Genomic DNA, 2,289 nt, shown 5'->3' with positions numbered 1-2,289 from the left:
GTCCAGGTTTCATTTGCTCCCTGAAAACTCAACTTGGGAAAGGCATCACTAATCGCGCGGACTCGATCGGGATGGCTGGTAGGCTGTCCTAATGGTCGCAGATCGAGGATCGCGTTACCTTCACCAGAAAAGCCTTCATTTAACTTGACGACTAATCGCAGCAAGTGGGGTTGTCTCGCCCATAAATTCGCCGCTTCTTGTGCCAAATCGCGATCGTTAAATACTAACTGACTGCCATCGGGATATGGTAATCCACATTCAGCAAAAATCTGCCGACTGCCAGCTTTAGTACCCCAGTAAAGTAAATCTGGATCGAGTGCGTACAGCGGCACGTCCAACTTTAGTGCTAAGTCGCGCTCGACTGCGGTGGAATTATAGCAAATCATCACCGATCGATCGGGTCGTAAGGACTGTTTAATCCGCTCTAATAAGCGCGGACGATCGAGTATTTTTTGACTCAGGGGTTGGAGCGAATAATCATCCGTCGAAAATAACAGCAGTCGCTCGCGAGCGTGAGAAAACGGAATCCCCGGTAATAGTTGGAGATAATACTCGATCGAGATCGGCGCTAATGGTACCGAAGTCACATAAATCAACCGTGTGCGCGGATTTGACAATCGCATCAGCGAGCATAATAGCCGCTCTTCATAATGGATGCAGCCTTCCACCTTGAGCAGTTCGCCGCGATCGAGACTCAGCGATGGTACGACTAAAATATCGCAATCGCTATCGATCGTCGCGTCAAAACTTTGCCACAAACTTAGTAAGCGCGACTGCAATTGCTGAAATTCATCATGTTTCGATCGAGACTCATCGCCATCCTGCATCGGGATAGATTCTCCAGTGGAATAAAGGAATGATGGTAAAATCCCGGCTAGGACGTACGTGACATCGGAATACTTACTCTATCTCAGTATATCTTGACTAGATCCAACAGCTTTTATGTAACAAGTGGGGCGGGACGTGTTCCTCACTTAGCTCTAGCCCAAGTTGCTATTTTATAGATCTATGACTTGTCTGATATCACTGGCAATTACGCCATCATCGAAGCATAGGGTCTAGCAAAAATCATGCGTCCAGCGGATGTTTGTAATGCGGAGGTCACGATAATTTGTAAGCCACCACCAAGGTATTTACGACCTTCTTCGACGACAACCATCGTCCCATCATCAAGGTAGCCAATGCCTTGGGCAGCTTCTTTGCCATCTTTAATAATTTTGATTTCCAGACAATCGCCAGGTAAATAAATCGGACGCACTGCGTGGGCGAGATCGTTAACATTTAAGACTGAAACTTCTTGAAGACTGGCAACCTTACTCAAGTTGTAGTCATTGGTGAGCAAAGTGGCGTGAATTTCACTCGCGAAGTGAACTAACTTAGCATCGACAGTCGAAATATCTTGATAATCGATCGGGTGAATGATAATTCGCTCGGGAAAACCATCTTTCATCCGATTGAGAATATCTAGCCCCCGCCGTCCGCGCGTCCGTTTCATATCATTGGCGGCATCGGCGAGGGTCTGCAATTCTTGAATCACAAACTGCGGCACCAAAATCTGTCCTTCGACAAATCCCGTATTTAATAACTCTTCAATCCGTCCGTCGATAATGCAACTAGTATCGATCACCTTGGGGGCAATCGCTTTGAGCGTGCCTTCGGCAACCAGCATCGTTTCTACGTTTTGGGGATTGAGCAGGCGCAAAAATGCGCTCCCGTGCGTGTCGGCGAGGGTGACGCCCAGATAGCAAAACATCACACTTCCCAGGATGGCGAGTAGTGGCTTGAGAAAGGAAAACTCAGGAGCGATCGGTAAGAGAAAAACTGGCGCAAGCATCAAATTGGCAATTAGCAAGCCGATTACTAAGCCCACGGCTCTGGTTAAGAGGACATCTACAGGTAGCTGTCTGACCTGAAACTCCAAGCGGCGATACGCCGTCTTGACAACATAGCCAAAGATGCCCCCAAATAATGCTGAAAACCCCGCTGAGACAATTCGTAAACCCTCTTGATTGGTGACTTGTGCCAACATCTCACTGGGTAATATATCCACGATGTCGTAGCCAATCCCTGCGGCGGCAAGAATCAGTAGCAGGATAATAGTAAAGTCGAGCATGGGTAAGCGTCCGATCGAGTCGAGTATTATGTAGATATCTCTATTTTCATTATATCTGGTGCAGTTCGGTTATTTACCCTGAGCGTGAATACGGATAACCACGGGGGTAAGCACCTACAGCGCCTCTGTTATCCCAGCCTAGCTCGATCCTCGTCACAAAAATTTAACTTTTCTTC

At 47.5% G+C, this 2,289-nt stretch carries 1 protein-coding gene and 1 pseudogene; both read right to left on the bottom strand.

Annotated elements, in window-relative coordinates; genetic code table 11:
- Nucleotides 1-827 (bottom strand): annotated as a pseudogene (locus RMO35_RS14110) (carboxylate-amine ligase); the annotation flags it as partial.
- Nucleotides 828-1,033: 206 nt separating this feature from the next.
- Nucleotides 1,034-2,113 (bottom strand): PIN/TRAM domain-containing protein, encoded by a 1,080-nt coding sequence (locus RMO35_RS14105; RefSeq protein WP_309741944.1) that lies wholly within the window; start codon nt 2,111-2,113, stop codon nt 1,034-1,036.
- Nucleotides 2,114-2,289: the final 176 nt, after the last annotated feature.

Source organism: Chamaesiphon sp. OTE_20_metabat_361 (assembly GCF_031364565.1).
The sequence above is the reverse complement of the archived record's forward strand: the minus strand, read 5'-3'. Positions and strand labels throughout refer to the sequence as shown.